At 58.6% G+C, this 16,617-nt stretch carries 21 protein-coding genes; all 21 read left to right on the forward strand.

Going from position 1 to position 16,617, the window contains the following annotated elements; all coding sequences use genetic code 11:
* Positions 1 to 100 precede the first annotated feature (100 nt).
* The 21 genes from Enr8_RS20695 to Enr8_RS20790 all read left to right on the forward strand — a co-directional run bounded on the left by Enr8_RS20695 (position 101) and on the right by Enr8_RS20790 (position 16,546).
* A complete protein-coding gene (locus Enr8_RS20695) occupies positions 101 to 1,147 on the forward strand; it encodes a hypothetical protein (RefSeq protein WP_146435341.1) in 1,047 nt (348 codons plus the stop codon).
* A gap of 91 nt (positions 1,148 to 1,238) precedes the next feature.
* Positions 1,239 to 3,689: a phage/plasmid primase, P4 family gene (locus tag Enr8_RS20700; protein WP_146435343.1), complete on the forward strand. Its 2,451-nt coding sequence runs from the start codon at positions 1,239 to 1,241 to the stop codon at positions 3,687 to 3,689.
* 158 nt (positions 3,690 to 3,847) lie between these two features.
* Positions 3,848 to 4,240 (forward strand): hypothetical protein, encoded by a 393-nt coding sequence (locus tag Enr8_RS20705; RefSeq protein ID WP_146435345.1) that lies wholly within the window; start codon positions 3,848 to 3,850, stop codon positions 4,238 to 4,240.
* Between the two features lie 27 nt (positions 4,241 to 4,267).
* Complete coding sequence (locus Enr8_RS20710) at positions 4,268 to 4,522, forward strand: helix-turn-helix domain-containing protein (RefSeq protein WP_146435347.1); 255 nt, start codon at positions 4,268 to 4,270, stop codon at positions 4,520 to 4,522.
* A 156-nt stretch (positions 4,523 to 4,678) separates the two neighbouring features.
* The gene (locus tag Enr8_RS20715) at positions 4,679 to 5,050 is read left to right on the forward strand and encodes a hypothetical protein (RefSeq protein ID WP_146435349.1); all 372 of its coding nucleotides are present in this window, start codon (positions 4,679 to 4,681) and stop codon (positions 5,048 to 5,050) included.
* The gene (locus Enr8_RS20720) at positions 5,040 to 5,378 is read left to right on the forward strand and encodes a hypothetical protein (RefSeq protein WP_146435351.1); all 339 of its coding nucleotides are present in this window, start codon (positions 5,040 to 5,042) and stop codon (positions 5,376 to 5,378) included. The genes Enr8_RS20715 and Enr8_RS20720 overlap by 11 nt, the downstream gene beginning before the upstream one ends.
* A complete protein-coding gene (locus tag Enr8_RS20725) occupies positions 5,368 to 5,874 on the forward strand; it encodes a hypothetical protein (RefSeq protein WP_146435353.1) in 507 nt (168 codons plus the stop codon). The genes Enr8_RS20720 and Enr8_RS20725 overlap by 11 nt, the downstream gene beginning before the upstream one ends.
* 80 nt (positions 5,875 to 5,954) lie before the next feature.
* Positions 5,955 to 7,037, forward strand: coding sequence for a C1 family peptidase (locus tag Enr8_RS20730; protein WP_146435355.1), 1,083 nt, complete (start codon positions 5,955 to 5,957; stop codon positions 7,035 to 7,037).
* Between the two features lie 8 nt (positions 7,038 to 7,045).
* Positions 7,046 to 7,390 carry a hypothetical protein gene (locus Enr8_RS20735; RefSeq protein ID WP_146435357.1) on the forward strand — a complete coding sequence of 115 codons (345 nt, stop codon included), beginning with the start codon at positions 7,046 to 7,048 and terminating at the stop codon, positions 7,388 to 7,390.
* 1 nt (position 7,391) lies between these two features.
* Positions 7,392 to 7,655 (forward strand): hypothetical protein, encoded by a 264-nt coding sequence (locus tag Enr8_RS20740; RefSeq protein WP_146435359.1) that lies wholly within the window; start codon positions 7,392 to 7,394, stop codon positions 7,653 to 7,655.
* 86 nt (positions 7,656 to 7,741) lie between these two features.
* On the forward strand, positions 7,742 to 8,302 hold the full coding sequence (locus Enr8_RS20745) for a thioredoxin domain-containing protein (RefSeq protein WP_146435361.1): 561 nt from the start codon (positions 7,742 to 7,744) through the stop codon (positions 8,300 to 8,302).
* Between the two features lie 69 nt (positions 8,303 to 8,371).
* A complete protein-coding gene (locus Enr8_RS20750) occupies positions 8,372 to 8,569 on the forward strand; it encodes a hypothetical protein (RefSeq protein WP_146435363.1) in 198 nt (65 codons plus the stop codon).
* Between the two features lie 236 nt (positions 8,570 to 8,805).
* Complete coding sequence (locus Enr8_RS20755) at positions 8,806 to 9,252, forward strand: hypothetical protein (RefSeq protein WP_246120185.1); 447 nt, start codon at positions 8,806 to 8,808, stop codon at positions 9,250 to 9,252.
* Positions 9,168 to 10,547 (forward strand): SGNH/GDSL hydrolase family protein, encoded by a 1,380-nt coding sequence (locus Enr8_RS20760; RefSeq protein ID WP_146435365.1) that lies wholly within the window; start codon positions 9,168 to 9,170, stop codon positions 10,545 to 10,547. The genes Enr8_RS20755 and Enr8_RS20760 overlap by 85 nt, the downstream gene beginning before the upstream one ends.
* 214 nt (positions 10,548 to 10,761) lie before the next feature.
* Positions 10,762 to 11,076 (forward strand): hypothetical protein, encoded by a 315-nt coding sequence (locus tag Enr8_RS20765; protein ID WP_146435367.1) that lies wholly within the window; start codon positions 10,762 to 10,764, stop codon positions 11,074 to 11,076.
* A 134-nt stretch (positions 11,077 to 11,210) separates the two neighbouring features.
* Positions 11,211 to 11,627, forward strand: coding sequence for a hypothetical protein (locus tag Enr8_RS25575; RefSeq protein WP_186767773.1), 417 nt, complete (start codon positions 11,211 to 11,213; stop codon positions 11,625 to 11,627).
* Entirely contained in the window at positions 11,569 to 12,801 is a 1,233-nt protein-coding gene (locus tag Enr8_RS20770; protein ID WP_186767774.1) for a terminase large subunit domain-containing protein, read from the forward strand. Before Enr8_RS25575 ends, Enr8_RS20770 begins: the two co-directional genes overlap by 59 nt.
* Positions 12,798 to 12,974, forward strand: coding sequence for a helix-turn-helix domain-containing protein (locus tag Enr8_RS20775; RefSeq protein WP_146435371.1), 177 nt, complete (start codon positions 12,798 to 12,800; stop codon positions 12,972 to 12,974). Before Enr8_RS20770 ends, Enr8_RS20775 begins: the two co-directional genes overlap by 4 nt.
* A 57-nt stretch (positions 12,975 to 13,031) precedes the next feature.
* Positions 13,032 to 14,708, forward strand: coding sequence for a phage portal protein (locus Enr8_RS20780; protein ID WP_146435373.1), 1,677 nt, complete (start codon positions 13,032 to 13,034; stop codon positions 14,706 to 14,708).
* Positions 14,708 to 15,379: a hypothetical protein gene (locus Enr8_RS20785; protein ID WP_146435375.1), complete on the forward strand. Its 672-nt coding sequence runs from the start codon at positions 14,708 to 14,710 to the stop codon at positions 15,377 to 15,379. The genes Enr8_RS20780 and Enr8_RS20785 overlap by 1 nt, the downstream gene beginning before the upstream one ends.
* 3 nt (positions 15,380 to 15,382) lie before the next feature.
* Complete coding sequence (locus Enr8_RS20790; protein WP_146435377.1) at positions 15,383 to 16,546, forward strand: hypothetical protein; 1,164 nt, start codon at positions 15,383 to 15,385, stop codon at positions 16,544 to 16,546.
* Positions 16,547 to 16,617: the final 71 nt, after the last annotated feature.

Genomic DNA, 16,617 nt, shown 5'->3' on the forward strand with positions numbered 1-16,617 from the left:
GCTGCGGAGCCTGCTACGTCGGCTGGCCCGCCAGAACGCATCCATGCCCGCGCTGCGGATGCACCGAGTTTTCTTTGTCCCTATTTTTAAGGATATGCCAGTGACTATTCTCACAATGCCCAGCGACCTACAAACCGAGCCGGCCGCCGACCTGACTACGGCGCCGGTGACCGAGGCGCAACCGACCAATGAGCAGTCAGCTGACGATCCGTTGGCGGCGTTGGATGCGGAGCCGGTTGCCGCTGACGAAGAACCAGCCGGCACTTCCCTGGCCGCCGATGACGAGCCGACTGACGCCGACGATGTCCCGCTTGCCCAGGTCCGCCTGCTGGTCGATCTGGTCGAAGAAGCCACGAACGTCAATATCCCCAAGGGCACAATCCTCGCTCCCGCCCACTTCGATGAAAGCGACGCTGCGTGCGTGATCGTCGAAGGCTCGACCTACGAAGACGGAGAACTGTGGATTGAGTCCGACGAATACGAGATGGTGGATGACACACCAGCCGAAGCAACCAGCGAAGATGCCTCCCCCGAACCACCGACCGCCGAGCAACCCGCCAAGACGCCGCTGTCGACCGAGGAAATGCTGCTCAAATGGAAGGAAGATATCAACCGCGTGACTTGCCGCGTTGAGATCGCCGCCGCCGAGGTCGAACGCTGCAAAGAAGAATCGAAGGCCGCCAAAAAAGAACTTGAACTCGCCTACGACCAGCTGCATCAAATCTGCAAACGCGACCCGCTGCAGCGAAGCTTGTTCGCCGCTTCGATTGCCACCGCACCCAAGCCGGCCGACGACATTGACACCGAAGAACCTGACGAGACCGAAACCGACGATGAACCGACCGATGATCCAGGGCAAACCGAAGCCGCTGACGCTGATGGCGAGACCGCACCCTTTTGCGAAAGCTCCGTTGACCCGCCGACCGCTGACGACTGGCGAGCAGCTACCCTGGCTTCTGTCGGCCTTACGGCAAAGCAATGCGAAAAGCTTGCCGAAGAAGGCGTCGTGAACATGGGCCAGCTGGCAGACTGGCAGAACAACGGCGGCCAACTCGGCGACATCAAGGGCTTTGGCGAAAAGGCGATCGACAAGATGCAGTCGCTCTTCGACGCGTTCTGGGACCAGCGGAACAAGCAAGCGGGCTGAGTCGATCGCGGCGTTTTTTCGGTTTCGATACCTAGCTCGCCGTCGGTTTGGCGGCGGGCTTTTCTTCTTTTGACTGCATGGAAGCTGCAACATGTACGACGTCTCGCTCGTCAAGTCCGCCGCATCGGGTCGCTGGTCGGAAATCTTTCAGTCGCTCGGGATCTCGGCCGATTGTCTGACCGGTCAGCACACCGCTTGCCCGAAATGCGGCGGCCACGATCGATTCCGCCTCCTGGACGAAAACGATGGCGCCCTAATCTGCAACCAGTGTTTTCGCGAAAAGAACGGGGACGGGATCGCCGCGGCCCAATGGTTCCTCGGCTGCAATTTTCAAGACGCCATCACCCGTATCGCTGATTATCTCGGCATCGCCCCCGAAGCGAAATCGACCAGGAAGAAGGCTGACCCGGAAGAGCATCTGGAATTCCTCGACTGGAACGACGGACTGGCGAACTACTGGTGCCAGTTCGTCAAGCCGGGCGTTACCCTGGAGGGTCTTCGCCGGATCGGCGCCGAGCGGGTTCGCTACCGCAATCAATACATCTGCCTGGCGATCCCGGTCTATGGCGAAAAGCTGCTCGCCGCCAAGCCGGTCGGCTGGTGCCTCTACCCGATGAGTTGCGACAAGTTGCCGGTCTACTCCAAGGGAAAAGGCCAGCCGACTTGGGAAAAGGTGAAACTGACTGCCGGCTCAGGCCGTGGCGTCGTCGGCAAGTTCACCGCCGAGAACATCGGCCAGGCGTCGACCATCTACAAAGTCGAAGGAGTGACCGACCTACTGACGATCCTCTCCCAGGACGGCCTCGCCACCAGCGAGTGCCCGATCACCAACGCCAGCGGCGCGGGGGAAAAGTGGAAACCCTGGATGCTCGAACTGCTGCGGGATAAAGAATTGGTCGTGATCCACGATTGCGATAAACCGGGCCAAGATGGCGCCGAGTCGCTGCTGGGCATGTCGGCCGCGTATGTCGCTAGCGGGAAGAACGTCATTCCTCCCTACCCCATCAAGCCCGATCACGGCGAAGATTTGCGGGACTGGTTCGGATCATCCGGCAACCTGGAAGTTCTGCGTCGTTGGGCGGCTGAAGCGAAAACCGTCGACGCCGATAAGATCGATTTTGACGACGGGACCGAGGCCGATGACGACCCGTTCCGAATCGCCCGTTGGATCGTGCGAAAAAAATTCACCGTCGACGGCGTTCAGACGTTGGTCAACTGGCGGGAAGAATGGTTCCTCTGGGAGGGGAAACGCTACCGCAATATCTCTCGCCACGAATTCGAGTCGGACCTCTGCGGCTGGGTCAAAGAAGAAATCGACCGCATCTATCAGCAAAACGGCGATCGTGAAAAGAAGAAAATCAAGGTCACCCGTAACCTGATCAGCAACGTGATGGCGGCCGTTCGGCACCACGCGAAAATTTCTGAGCAGATCGAAATCGGCAGCTGGTACGACGGCCGGCGGTGGGAAAAACGCAACCTGGTCGCACTCGAAAATGGCATTCTCGATGTCGACAAGGTTTTGGCGGAAGAGGACGGCGAATTCTCCCCGCACTCGCCACACTGGTTTTCGCCGGTCTGCTTGCCGTATGCCTACAATCCCGACGCAACTTGTCCCACCTGGCTAGCGTTCCTACAAAAAAACCTCGAAGGGGATCGCCAGCGAATCAACTTACTGCAGGAGTGGGCCGGCTATTTACTGACTCCCGACACCAGTCGGCAAAAATTTTTGCTGCTCGAAGGCGAAGGGGCGAACGGAAAATCGGTCTACCTGGCCGGGCTCCAGGCGATGTTAGGCGAAGAAAACGTCTCTCACGTCCCGCTCGAACTTTTCGGCGAACGGTTCCAGCTCACCGCGACGCTGGGCAAGCTCGCGAACGTCGCGGCCGACTGCGGCGAAATCGATCGAGTCGCTGAGGGACATCTAAAAACGTTCACTTCGGGCGACGTCATCCAGTTCGATCGAAAAAATCGCGACCCGATTTCCGCTCTGCCGACCGCTCGCCTGATGGTCGCCACGAACAACCGGCCGCGGTTCAACGACAAGTCAGACGGCGTCTGGCGTCGCATGATGCTCGTTCCCTGGCTCTATCAGGTTCCCGAGCATGAACGCGTCAACGGCATGGATCGCACGCAGTGGTGGAAGGACCGCGGCGAGCTTCCGGGAATGCTCGCCTGGGCGATTTTGGGACTGCGTCGCCTCCGCGCTCAAAACGGATTCACGACATCACAAGTCGGATCTAATGCGATTGAAGATTACAAGCTGGAATCGAATCCAGCCCGCGCGTACCTCTTTGAAGTTCTCGTTGCAGATGAAAATTCCGACGTTGAATCGGACGAAATATACGCCTCGTACAAAAAATATTGCGAACAAAACGGGTATAAGCCGTTCGGAAATCGGATCTTTTTCAAGGAGTTCAATCGGGCCTTCCCAAATACCCAAAGAGTGCGTTTGTCCCATGAAGGAAGGCCCTGGGCGTACCGGGGGGTACGGTTCGAGAGCCAACAACCGAATGGCCAGTACGACACAGGGGAACTCTATTGAGGGGGTCTGTCCTATGAAAACCAGAATTTGTCCGATGTAAAAAAACAATGGGACATTCGTAAGTCCTTTTGTACCAACGGTTGTCCTGTCTGTCCCATTTGTCTTATTTAAATCTACTACTGAATAAAAATAGAAATATAGAGAGTAAGGGGATAAGGGTGAGTAACGGGAGTAAGGAATTAACAGGACAAACGGGACGCAACGGGACAGACCAATTTCTCGACGCGTCGCCCGATGATTTTTTGCCGTGCCTCAGCTGTACGGAAAATGAAAATTTTCTCGGCCGCGTTTTCTGGGTCGACCCGTACGGAAAAATTTTCTGCCGGCACTGCTCGCCGCCGTTCGATCCGATCGTGGTTCGGCGGATTCTGATTTTGGAACTCAACGAAAATTTCGAGTGGGCGTTTCGTCAAACTTTTCCGGCGATCGATTTTTCTCAAGCACCGCCGTCACCAACCGAGCCGGTTTATCGCCTGGTCGATGCGGAAAAATATTTCGCGGGGCTCGCGATCGTGAAACGCTATTTGGAATTCGGACGCGGAATTCGGTAACAAAAAATTTTGCAGGGAGCACACGCAATGACGCGGCCAAAAATTTCGAAGGAAACCGTCGACGAAATCTGGAAGCGATTCGAGGAAGGAGCTTCGCTGCGACAAGTCGAAGAAGAATTCCGTGTCGGTCGCTGGACGTCAAAGCAAATTCGCGAAGGCACGCACCCCCACCAGCAGACCGGTGACCTGAAGCGATGCAAGACTTGCGGTGGAATGGTGGTCATGCCCTGCATGGTCTGTTCAAGCCAAGAGTTGCGAAGGTTGTATGGACAAAAGCCGTGAGGCGTGCCCACGATGCGGGCTAACCTAGCGGCCGAGTGATGGTTCGCGGCTTTGTTTGGTCTGGCTGAACGCTAAGGCCGAACGCAGCGCGACAATGTCAGCGGCCGGTGATCGTACGCCCTGGCGAAAGCCTACCCATCTTACGGAGCCTGACCGATGTCAACCGTACCAGCCACCTCCGCTTTTTCGTCGAAGCTTGGCGAGCTATTGCGAAACGCCAAAGATCAGCTCAGCGGGCAATTCAGCTGGTCACTATTTGCTCACGTCGTGCTGACCTTCATCTGGGGCGCGATGATCGCGGCCAAGGAGGAACTAACCAACTCCGGCGCTGTCAAAAAAGAGGCGGTTCTGAAGTGGGTCCAGTCGCTTCTCAAATACGCGGTCCCTCGCATTCCGCGGCCGTGGTGGCTGTTCTGGATGAAGAACCAGTCAGTGATCGATGTCCTGATGATGGTCGCCAGTGCGGCGATCGAGGTCTTCTACACGCAGAGTACTGAGAAATTCAAGGGGTCGCCCGATGTTGCTTAACATCCTCTTCGGCCTAATGATCTTCCTGTTTGTCGGCGGTGGGCTTCTGGCGTTTGTCGTTATCGCGGTTGTGGCGTTCAGGTCGTTCGCTCAGTCGCCGACTCGGCCGATCGAGGTCACCACCGACCCGACGGCCGGGATGTCGCTGAAGCTGAAGAATCCGCCGCCCGATCACCCCGATCGCGAGAAACACTTTCGCGGATTGGCGGCCATGGTCGAAACTCTACATGGTCTCGGTCGATCGAAGGAAGATATTCGCGAAGTCGCCGAGCCAGTCGCCAAGGACGTTGTTGCCAAGCTGTTGGAGGGCCTACCCGATGAAGCTTAGCACCCTCGGTTTTCTGCTGTCTGGCCTGATGATGGTCGGTGGTTGCACGGCGGGTTCCGCCTATCTGGCGATCAGTCTCGCTGGCGTCACGGCCGAAGAACAGTTGCCGAACCCTGGTGAGCCTGACCTGCGCCCTGCGTTTGAGCAAGCCGACCATGAGAAGCTCGCCGAAACCATCCAAGACGCCATCGACTTCGCCGACGTCAATGACGAGGTCGCCAAGATCCTGGAGGCAGACGGCAACAGCACCGAACCGCAGTTCACGACTGGTATCGCGGCCAGCAACCTCCGCAAGCTGACGATCTTTTGGGAACGCGGCGAAAGCTTCTACCGCTACGACTACCCGAAGCTGAAGGACATCTGCGGCGGCTACCTCAACAAGAAGTTCCAGGGCGATCAAGGTAAGCTGCTGCCGGAACATCGCGCCCAGCTGGTCGAAGCCCACCGTCAAATCGCCAAGTCCGCCCGGTTCGCCGCCCAAGAATTGAGTCAATGAGCAACATCGCGAAACTTCTGATTGCCGGCTCCGTAGCCCTGATCATTGCGCTGATCGCGGGGGCTACGGCTTTCCTCGCTATGTCCGGCCACGATGGCCCCGTACGCGTCGCGCCTGTTGCGCAGGACGTTGCTCAGGCCGACGCGGGGCCATCTTCTGATGTGCTGCCCGACAAGGACCAGCCGGCTGCAGCACTGTTCGGCTACAAGCCACAGCCGAACGCAACTCGGCAGTTCTTGGCAACGCTCGAGAAGCCGACGCTACGACAAGCGGCTCCTGATTTATTCAAAGCGCGTGGTCCGCCAACGAAAGCGGTGTTGCTCTACCGGGCTCTCTACAAGGCCCACCACGACACGTTCAAGACCGACTGGGTTTGTCCACGACAGGGCATAGGTGATTGCGTAAGCTTCGGTTGGGCGCACGGCGCCGACATCCACCTGGCGGTCATGTACCTCCGCGGCGACTCGGCCGAGTGGAAGCCCGTTGCGACCGAAAGCATCTACGGCGGTTCGCGAGTCGAGGCTCGTAATCGTGATCGCGGAGGATACTCCGACGGCAGCTATGGCGGCGCTGCGGCGAAGTGGGTTCGTGACCATGGCCTGATCTTTCGCGATGAATACGATGTCGATGGGCTCAAGGTTGACCTAACGACCTATTCGTCGGCTCGCGCCAAAGACTGGGGCAACTACGGCAACGGTGGTCGCGACGATAACGGTCGACTCGATCGAGAAGCGAAGAAGAGCCCGGTTCGCGATGTGGCGTTGGTTCGCAACTTCGAGGAAGCGGCGGCCGCGATTGAGAGCGGCTACCCAATTCCGGTCTGTAGCGGCCAAGGCTTCAGCAGTCGACGAGACGATCAGGGATTTAGCCGAGCAGCCGGCAGCTGGTCGCACTGCATGTGCTTTACGGCGGTTCGTTACGATCGTCGCGGCTTGCTTTGCCAAAACAGCTGGGGACCTGGCTGGGTCGACGGGCCAAAGTGGCCGGATGATCAACCTGACGGCTCCTTCTGGGTCGATGAGGCTACGGTCAACCACATGCTGCGCGGCCAAGACTCCTTCTCGGTCAGCGGCTATGGCGGCTTCCCGTTCAAGCCAATTAACAACACCGACTGGGTGAGGGCTCACCAGCCGGAGGAAACTATTTACGCTCTTGCTCCATAGGTGATGCGATGAAATGGCTGATTGCTGGCTTGATTACTTGCGTGCTGGTTATGTCTTTGCTGACGCTGTCGCTGGGCGCCTATATCGTCGTCGACGCTGGCCGCGACACGGTCAATGAACTGAAGGATGGGCACGCGGACGATACGCTGATCGGCGGCTTGGGTCGCGTGATTCTCAACCGGATCTACACCCGCATGGGTCGCGATCGCAAGAGTGAGTCACCTGAGTCACCTGAGCCACAGCCCGCACTTGTCGAGCAGCACCGAAACGCGCAGCACTACGGCTACACGATGAAGCCGCACGAGTTTTTGCAGAACGAAAACGAACCGATCGACTTTAAGGAGGGCTGGTAACGTGGGCGAATACTGGAAAAGCAAATTCGACGCCGCCATTGTCGCGATCGCGATCGCGTCGGGCGCTGCTGGCGGTCGCATGACCGTGGAAAATCCGCAACCTCAACCCGTGAAGTGCGAGTGCTGCCGATGCTGCCACGAAACGACCGACGCCAAGCCCGAAAAAGGGCAAGAAGGAACCAACGTTGGACAGCGCCCGATCGATCCGCTTCCCGACGTCGACAAGCCGTTCATCGACGCCAAGTCCCCGACTACGGGGCAATAATTCGGGCACTGGTTATTGTCGCGATCACGATTGTCGGCACTGTTGCCGGCCTTCTTTATTTCTCTCCTCCGATAGGACCGAAGTAGATGAGACCCATTGCCCTGCTGATCCTGGCCCTGATCGCCACCACCGCCAACGCTGACCCAGTTCGCTCTCACGCGGCCGGCTTGATGGCACAGGCAGCCACGCTTGCGGCGACCGGAGCCCCTGACCTGGTGATCCCAGCCGAACCTGAAATCCAGCCCGTCAGCCTCGTCAGCTACGCAGAAGCCTACAAGCTCTACAAGAGCGAGCGGAAACCGATGGTGGTGATGGTGGGCGCCGCGTGGTGCCGCTACTGCCCAGCGGTCAAAGCCGAGTTGATGCGGATGCTAAAGCAAGGCGAGTTTGACGACGCTTCGCTGGTGCTACTGGACTGGGACGCGAATCGGCGAGACGCAACGTCGGTGGCGGGAAGACGGCCCGGCTTGCCCTATTTGCGAGTCTACTACACTCGCGACGGGCGGCCGAAATCCGCCAAGGCTGGATCGACCAAAGAAATCGGCGGTCTGCTGAAGCAATCGAACCGGCTCGATGCGCCGCCGAAGAAAGCCGCTCGAGTCGAGCCGGTTCGCCAGGCGGTTTATTGTCGTTCGTGTAGCCGGTGACCGCCTTTGCCCAATTCCTGCTAGGCGTCAAGCTCGCAGCGTTGATGGCGGTCGCAGGGAGATTGTGAAATGACTGAATCGCAGATTTTTTGCACAGCCTTTGTTTACCTCTGGATTACCGTCGCGGTTGGCTGGCGTTACTTGGCGCGCAATGCCAAATATATGCTCAACACGTTCGATCCTTTTGTTGCCGTAGCTGTAGCCTTGTTCTGGCCAGTCACCGTCACGGTCGTTTATTTTTTCGACGAAACGAAGCGAGTCCAGTAGGTGCTAATCATTCCCACGCGTCGGTTTTTTGTCACTGCTGTTATTGCGGGGCTCATGTGATGCTCACCACCCTAGCCATCGTCACCGGGTTCGTAACCCTTGCAGTTGCCTCACTCACCAGATGGGTGTGGCTCCTGCATCGCGAAAATACGCAGTTGATCCAAGTTGTCCGCCAGCAGCGACACAGCATCATGCGCTTAGAGACGGAGCGTGAGTGGAAGTCGAAGGAGATCTAGATGGCCAATAGCAAGGAATGGGACAAGTTCGTATGGCTGGCTGTGATCGCCGCGATTGTCGGCCTATGCGTATTTGGCGGCCTCACCTGTGCAATCGTCAGCGCCGCCGAAACGCACACTCCAGCCGTCCATGACCGCGTCGACCTGATCGAAGTTAACCACCTCTACGACTGCGGCGGCCGGCATGTGCTCGACCAGATTATTTTCTGGGACTGGGACCGCGATCGCTTCACCGTGCGTGCCTGGCGGTTGATCAAAGACGGTAACTGTTTGCCGCGCCGTAACCGTAACGGCGTGTACGTCAGTTACTGGCGTGATATGTACACCATGCGTAAGGTGGTGGCGCCACGAAAGCGTGAGACGTGGACGAACTACGATCCGGAGGTTGCGGATCGGGAAGTTTTGCCGATGGATTGTCGGTGGGGGTTGGTTCGATGCGCGGACTAGGAATGGGAGTTGGGCTGACGAAGAAGCGGAGCGGCACGGCATTTGATCCGCTCTCGCTAAGCGGCTTGGCGTGCTTGTGCGACGACCAGTCGGTGCGAGCCACTCAGGCCGATGGCACGGTTCCGGTGACTGCCGATGGTCAGTATGTGCGCTATTGGCAAGATCGCAGCGGCAATGACCGAAGCCCCAACGCCACTGGTTTTTTTCCAAGCAGCTTGACGATTGGAACGACGCCAGCGATCAGGTTTGGTGGGATACATAGGCTGAGCGCCGATTGGACTCCTGGCGACCTGAACGACTTCTCGACTCACTGGCTGGCGAAAAGCACACGAGTCAACTGGAACGCCGGCTTGAATCTGCGCAACACTAGCACATCCGCCACAGCTGCCCACTACCCAGACGTGTTAGACCGAATGCGTTTTGGGACATCGAATAACGGCCACTTACGCTACACGTCTGGAGTGGAACCGCATTTATTTTCGGTAGTGCGAGAAAGCGAGGTGATTAAGTTTTACTTCGATGGCATTTTGTTTCATACGGCTGCCAACACGGACACTGTCACACCACAAACAATCCGTTTTCCGCAAGAACCATCTAGCGGAACTGGCCAATGGGATTTGTTGATGCTGGCGGTGGCGACCGCAGCGCACAGCCAGGCCGACATCACGTCCATGGTCAGCTACTACCGCGCACAAATGGATGCCTACGCCAGACCAGCAGTTGGCGCGATCTGGTTGAGTAATTCGTTGGGCACGGCGATCTATACCATTACGACCGGCAGTCTGCCCTATCTTGTGCAGTTAGAGACAACAGGCGTTGACGACGTTACGAACTATTCACTCACCGGTAAAAAGACGCCGGAGATGATCGCTGACTTTGATGAGGTCGCAACCAAGCTGATCGCGATTCCAGAGCAGGCGGTCGTTGTTGTTTTCGAAGGCACGAATGACATTCGGGTCAATGGCATAAGTGGTGCTACGGCTGCTGCGAACCTGTTTAGTCTCTGCGATACTATACGGGCAGCCCATCCGGCGGCCAAGATCGTGTTAGTTACTTTGATTGACAGATACGACGTAGATCACAGCATTTTGACCGCCTGTAATGACATTCTGAAGGCGGACTGGCCTGACCATGCCGATGCACTAGCCGACCTGACTGGCATAGCGGCGGTATCGGCCGAAAACGCGGCGTCGGACCCGACCAATTTTGTCGACGGTATTCATTTGAGTGAGATTGGGCAGCTAACAATCACGGGCACGATTGCCGCTGCGATTGAGTCTGCGCTGGCGAGCTAGAGGCCAAACACGAGGCCCCAGAGGCAGTAGATCATGAGCGGCACAGAGAATAGTAAGCCGATGACCGCAGGCCAGAAGTTGTTTGGCGGTGGTTCGGGTCTCTGTTTTTACAGCAGCCATATCGTGGGGCTGGTATTGACCCAAAGGGGTGGCGGTAAAAACGCTTGGTTTGTTGGAATTTATTGGGTTTGGCAAAGGTTTTTTTGGAGACGACATGCCAGGGGTACAGAACACGATCGGGAAGAACTTCTACACCTACCCGGTCACGCTTTCGACGACACCGACGAAATTGGCGACTTTGCTGAACATCACCAAGTTGCCAGACAACCAACTCCTTGGCGACGTCAAGCAGGTAACCTTCAGCGACGCCCAGGCAGGCTGCCAGCTTGGCGACTCGCGCGGAACGGCCTATGTCTCGATTCCGGAAGCGGGCCAGACGCTCGACGTGCCGGTCCTGAACGCCCTGGAGAAGGTTTACCTGAAGTCGTCGAGCGGCGAGCCCACGTTGGTTGTGATGGTCTACGCGTAATGCGGTGGCAACGCAACGCACAAGGCAAGACGCTCGATCCAAGGCGACGTCGGCGCATTCGTCAGTGGCTCAACGAGGGCTACAAGAATCCAGAGTCGCGGCTGTTCGCCAACCCGACCGAGTACCAGAAAGACATGGAAATGGTCATGCGAGTAGTGAGAAAAAAGGGCTACCACATTCCGCAGCGAGCCTTTGACCTGGTGATCAATGTTCCGATGGACATCGCCGAAGACAAGCTCAAAGACAGTGAAGGCGGTCACGTTCCGGTAGAGGTGCAGCATCGCTTGCGAGCGTTGAACCTGCTTCGCATGGTGGTTAAGGACGCCCAGGAAATCGAGCTAATTGACGCCGAGCTTGAACTCCTACGGAAAGAGAGTAAGCCAGAAGTTTTCGTGCGAGAAGACGAAGAATTTTTCGGAAACGAAGCCCATGCGAAGGCCGAGCGCGAAAGCGAAGGAAGCGTTCAAAGCGAAGAACCGGCGGCGGGAGATCGTGCTGCCGAAAGCCCTACCGCACCAGAAGGAGGTTCTCCGGGATCCGCACCGGCATAAGCGAGTCGTTTGCGGCCGACGTTGGGGCAAGACCGGCGCCGGGCTTCCGGCGGTCGTTAAAGGTCACGGCGACCCCAACCCGGCCAGTCGTCAGCACCTCAAGGGAGCGATCGACGGCGGCAATATCTGGTGGGTCGCGCCCACGTTCACGGTTGCCAAAAAGATCGAACGCGATCTTCGCCAGGCGTTTCGGTTTTCGGGCTACGAGTACATCAAGAGCGAGTGTCGCATCGACCTTCCGGGCGGCGGCTCGATCACGATTAAAACGGCCGCCAGCCCGGCCAGCTTGCGCGGCGACGGTCTCGACGGCATCACGATTGACGAAGCGGCATTCGTGGAAGAAGCGGTCTGGAAAGAAGCGCTGCGGCCGGCATTGTCCGATAAGCAGGGGTGGTCGCTCTTTCTAACAACACCGAACGGGCTCAACTGGGTGAAAGATCAATTCGACCTGGCCGAAGTCGATCCTGATTTCGCCTCCTGGCAACTGCCGTCGTCGCAAAATCCGCTGATGACCCCAGAGGAATTGCAGTCGGCCAAGCTGGACGTCGGCGAACGGGCCTACTCCCAGGAATATCTCGCTCAGTTCGTCGACACGGTCGGCGCCGAGTTTTCGGGCTACTATTTCCAGTTCCCCGACTTCTGGTTCGACGAGTGGCCGCACGAAAGCGACGTCTATCTCCGCGTGCTGGCCCTCGATCCCTCCAAGGGGAAGAGCGACAAGAGCGACTACTCCGCGTTCGTGCTGGCGACCCTGACCAACAGCGGTCACGTCTACCTCGACGCCGACCTGGAGCGCCGCGACGTTACCCGCATCGCTGCCAAGGCAGTCGAGATCGGATTGGCGTACCGGCCGCATGGCATGGTGGTCGAAACCAACCAGTTCCAGGAGCTTCTGGCCCACTTGATCCGACCGCTTGCCGCTGAAGCCGGCCTCAACTTCAAGGTTTTCGAGGCGAACAACACGGCGAACAAAACGGCCCGCATTCGCTCTGGCCTGACGCCCTACCTGTCGCGCGGCGAGCTCCATTTCAAACGCGATTCACCAGGGGCTCGGATGCTGGTCAAGCAGCTGCAGGAATTTCCGACCGGCGACTATGACGATGGCCCGGACGGTCTCGAGATGGGGATTCGACTTCTGGCCCACATCCTCAACGGTGGAGCCGGCAAGCTATGAACGGGATCGACCGCCGCTACATCGATCACGCGAAAGTGCTGAAAATCCAGCGACTCTTGCAGGCTGGGGTATCGATGCGGCAAGTCGCCGACATGGTGGGAGTCTGCTTCGAGACGGTCGCTCGCTACAAGGCGATGCTGGAAGAAGCGGCCAGCGCGTCGGAAAAAATCTGAAAAAAATCTCCACCTGCGTCTGTAATACCTGAGCGCTTTTCGGCCAGACTTCCCCACATGGCCAAAACCACCAACAACCCGACCGACTACGTCCGCGAAGCCCAACAGCTTCAAGCGCGGCTGCAGGTGCATTACCTGGAGCAAGAGGTCGCGTTGCTCGAGCAAGACGCGTCGCGCCCGCAGCGAGTCGTCCACGAATCCTACGTCGACATGGCGCCGGTTCGTCAGGGATTTACCGAATTGCCGCACGGCCAGGCCGGGCCGGTCATGCCCGACATCGCCAGCGATCGGGCCAACGGCGACTTCTGGCCGACGTTCAACACCGAGTGGGCGCTATCGGAACTTCGCGGCGCCGCCCGTGCACTGGCTCAAACGTCCTACGGTTCGGGCATTCTTGGCTCACTCAAGAGCTACATTATCCGGACCGGGTTCGATTACGCGGCGACGGCGATACGCGGACAAAATACGCCTGATCGTCTGGTCGCCGAGGTCCAGCGCATCGTCGACGAACTGTTGAGCGACAACCGCTGGGAGCTTGATTTTGAACAAGAGCTATGCGAGGCCGAGCGTACCGACGGCGAAATCATCCTCGCCCTAGAGCAAGACGGCGGCCAGGTCCGGATTCGTCGCGCCGAGCCTTCCTGGCTGACCGAGCCGGCTGACAAGGAATACCTTGAGCGGCGCATGGGCGTTGCGTCGCAACTCAACTGGCGATACGGAATCGCGACCGACGCCGACGACGCTTCGCGGGTCCATGGTTATTTCATCCAGTGGAACGCCGACGCATCGGCATGGAACCTTTACCCGTCGAGCCGGATCGTCCACATCAAGGGCAACACGCCGCGGCACGTGAAACGTGGGCTGACCGACTTTTACCCGGTGATCGTTGATTTAGCTGACGCGATCGCGCTCAATCGACGCATGAGCAAGGGGGCCGCGATTCAGGCGTCAATCGCGATGATCATCGAAGCGGTTTCCGGGTCGGGAGGACTAGGGATTGGCGGCGACTCGCCTGTTGGCGGCTCACTTACCCGCAACGATGGCGGAACCGGCACTCGAATCACCTCCAGCGGCCAGTACGTCTCGGAACGACGCAGCGATTGGCATGAAGGGATGGTGATCGATACCAAGAACAAGAAGTTCCAGGCGGGCCCGATGGGCGGAACCCAGGCCGCGAACTTCGTTCAGGTGCTGCAAGCTGGCTTGCGATCGATCGGGGTTCGCTGGCAGATGCCCGAATACATGATCAGCGGCGACGCTAGCAATAACAACTACGCGTCGATCCTGGAAGCCGGCAGTCCGTTCGTCTGCCGCATCGAAGGCGAGCAGGAAAAGCTCTGCAAGGCGTATGAGCGGATGCTGTGGGCCGTGGTCAGAATCGCCTGCGAGACCGGCCGCCTGAACCTGCACCGCTACGGCATGACCTGGAAAGACTTGCGGCGATGCGTCAACCTCATCGTTAGCGCGACAAGCCCGGTGATTCGCAAACGCGGCGAAGATTTTACTGTCGATGAAAAGTTGTACGACAAGGGGCTGATGTCGGGCGACACGCTGGCCGCGAAGTACGACCTCGACCCCGAGGAGGAGCGGGAGAAGGGGGCGAAGCCGCAGCCGGCCGCATTGCCGTTTGGCCAGCCAGCCGCCACGGAAGTCGATCCGCGAATCTCCCAAGCTCGAGCCGCCGCCCAAGAAGCCTTGCGTCTCTACGGCAACGGAAAGGGGGTTCACGACTAATGGACCTCCCGAACCGCACCGACTACGAACGCCAACTCCCCGCCGCACTGACTGGCCAGGGTCAGCAGCACGCGGCCGAACTTGCGAGCGCGTTAAAGCGCGATCCGCTTGCCGACCCTGGCCAAGCCTACTGGGAAAGAGTCGAGAGCGATCGCAACGCCACCCCGGCCGCAATCCTGATCCTGCTGTTTATGTCGTCGGCGACTGCCCACGGCGCCAGCCAAGATCAAGCGTCGCAGCTGGCCGCCGGCATGGTTCCCGAACGAGCCGCCGCAGTGGCCGAGGTTTCGACCCGCACGCTTCGTGATCGCCTTGCCGCCAAGCAAACCGAATGGCGGTCTCAGGCGGCCACGCTCGAACCATCGATTCCGATCCTGACGCCGGCCGAAATCGACGAATTGTGCGACCAGCTCGTCAACAGCCAGGTCAACTCCATGGCGATCACGGAAGTCAGCAACGGGATCACCGACGCCAGCGAGATCGTCATCAACGATCTTGGCCTGAAATCGGCGTTCGACACATGGCAAACCGAGCGCGACGCCAAGGTCTGCCCGATCTGCAGCCCGCTGGGTGGGGCAAATCGCGACACCTGGAACCAGCAATTCCCCAGCGGCCCCCCGGCCCATCCGAACTGCCGCTGCTACATCCGCTACGTCAACCTGGACGAATAGCACATGAGCAAAATCACCGAAGCCGTTCAGCAACCCGCATCCCTCAAGGTCGACGCCGAAGCCGGCGTGATTCGTGGCGTGAAGGTCTGCGGTAATCGCTCCAAAAACGGCCGACTCTATCCCGTCGACGTTCTGGAAGCCGCGATACCGCTTTACGAAAACACGTCGATCTACCTCGATCATGGCTATGAGCCGGGGGACGAACGGGAACTCGGCGACCACTTTGGTTGTCTGCAATCGCTCCGCATCATCGAGGGGGAATTGTACGGCGACCTTCACTATTTGAAATCGCATCCGCAAGCCGGGCCGATCGTCGAACGTGCCGAGCGGTTTCCCCGCAACTTTGGCCTGTCGCACGATGCCGAGATCGAGGCGGTCCAGGAAGGCGACGTTCAGCGAGTTACGAGAATCACGGGCGTCAACAGCGTGGATCTAGTCACGCGGCCCGCTACCAATAACGGAATTTTCGAACAGGAGAAAAAGCCCGTGAGCAAAAAGAAGCTGACCTACAAGCAGGTCTTAGAAAGCCTGTCGGTCAAGAAGTTCCCCGGCAAACACCGCGTGCTGGAAGAGATGGAAATGTCGGACGACCCGATGCTTTCTCAGCCGATCGAAGTGGCCGAAGACGACATGGCCGGCGACAGCTCTGGCGCCATCGCGTCGGCGTTTGAACAGGCGCTAATCGCGATCGCCAAGGATTCGTCGCTCGATACGGCCGCCAAGAAGAAGAAGGTCGGCGAGCTGTTGACGATGCAAGACAAGTTGACCAACGACGCGCCGGTCGCCCCCGCCGTCGAGGAAGAAGAGACCGACGACGAAGAAGTGGTCGCCGAAGAAGAAACCGGCGACGAACCGAAAAAGAAGACCGCCACCGAGGTGTGGAAGAAACGAGCCCTGGCGGCCGAAAGCAAGCTGAAGGTTTCCGCCAAGGATCAGGTCATTGAATCGGTCTGCAAAGAGCAGAAGGTGACCGCGACCGAAAGCCTCAAGCGGATCCTGCGCGGCGTCACGACTCGCGAAGAAATGGTCGAGTACCTGGACGGCGGAGACGTTGGCTACGGCGTGATCGAAAGCCAGGGCCGCCCGATCCGCGCCGTCGAAAGTGACGGCCTGACCGACTACAAACCGCCGAAGGATCGCGACGAGCTGCTCGCTCGCCTTCGATAGCGACGCCATACCGCCCCGGCGGCATTCACCAACGACAGAAACGCAAATTCAATTTTTCATAGCGAGTTAAC

It is taken from the genome of Blastopirellula retiformator (genome assembly GCF_007859755.1).
Classification (GTDB): domain Bacteria; phylum Planctomycetota; class Planctomycetia; order Pirellulales; family Pirellulaceae; genus Blastopirellula; species Blastopirellula retiformator.

Bases quoted from the DNA above. Each gene is read 5' to 3' on its own strand.
- Enr8_RS20735 (WP_146435357.1), top strand. From the start codon at position 7,046: ATGAAATGGCTGATTGCTGGCTTGATTACTTGCGTGCTGGTTATGTCT.
- Enr8_RS20765 (WP_146435367.1), top strand. From the start codon at position 10,762: ATGCCAGGGGTACAGAACACGATCGGGAAGAACTTCTACACCTACCCG.
- Enr8_RS20710 (WP_146435347.1), top strand. From the start codon at position 4,268: ATGACGCGGCCAAAAATTTCGAAGGAAACCGTCGACGAAATCTGGAAG.
- Enr8_RS20790 (WP_146435377.1), top strand. From the start codon at position 15,383: ATGAGCAAAATCACCGAAGCCGTTCAGCAACCCGCATCCCTCAAGGTC.
- Enr8_RS25575 (WP_186767773.1), top strand. From the start codon at position 11,211: ATGGAAATGGTCATGCGAGTAGTGAGAAAAAAGGGCTACCACATTCCG.
- Enr8_RS20725 (WP_146435353.1), top strand. From the start codon at position 5,368: ATGAAGCTTAGCACCCTCGGTTTTCTGCTGTCTGGCCTGATGATGGTC.
- Enr8_RS20785 (WP_146435375.1), top strand. From the start codon at position 14,708: ATGGACCTCCCGAACCGCACCGACTACGAACGCCAACTCCCCGCCGCA.
- Enr8_RS20720 (WP_146435351.1), top strand. From the start codon at position 5,040: ATGTTGCTTAACATCCTCTTCGGCCTAATGATCTTCCTGTTTGTCGGC.
- Enr8_RS20730 (WP_146435355.1), top strand. From the start codon at position 5,955: ATGTCCGGCCACGATGGCCCCGTACGCGTCGCGCCTGTTGCGCAGGAC.
- Enr8_RS20755 (WP_246120185.1), top strand. From the start codon at position 8,806: ATGGCCAATAGCAAGGAATGGGACAAGTTCGTATGGCTGGCTGTGATC.
- Enr8_RS20780 (WP_146435373.1), top strand. From the start codon at position 13,032: ATGGCCAAAACCACCAACAACCCGACCGACTACGTCCGCGAAGCCCAA.
- Enr8_RS20700 (WP_146435343.1), top strand. From the start codon at position 1,239: ATGTACGACGTCTCGCTCGTCAAGTCCGCCGCATCGGGTCGCTGGTCG.
- Enr8_RS20715 (WP_146435349.1), top strand. From the start codon at position 4,679: ATGTCAACCGTACCAGCCACCTCCGCTTTTTCGTCGAAGCTTGGCGAG.
- Enr8_RS20750 (WP_146435363.1), top strand. From the start codon at position 8,372: ATGACTGAATCGCAGATTTTTTGCACAGCCTTTGTTTACCTCTGGATT.
- Enr8_RS20775 (WP_146435371.1), top strand. From the start codon at position 12,798: ATGAACGGGATCGACCGCCGCTACATCGATCACGCGAAAGTGCTGAAA.
- Enr8_RS20745 (WP_146435361.1), top strand. From the start codon at position 7,742: ATGAGACCCATTGCCCTGCTGATCCTGGCCCTGATCGCCACCACCGCC.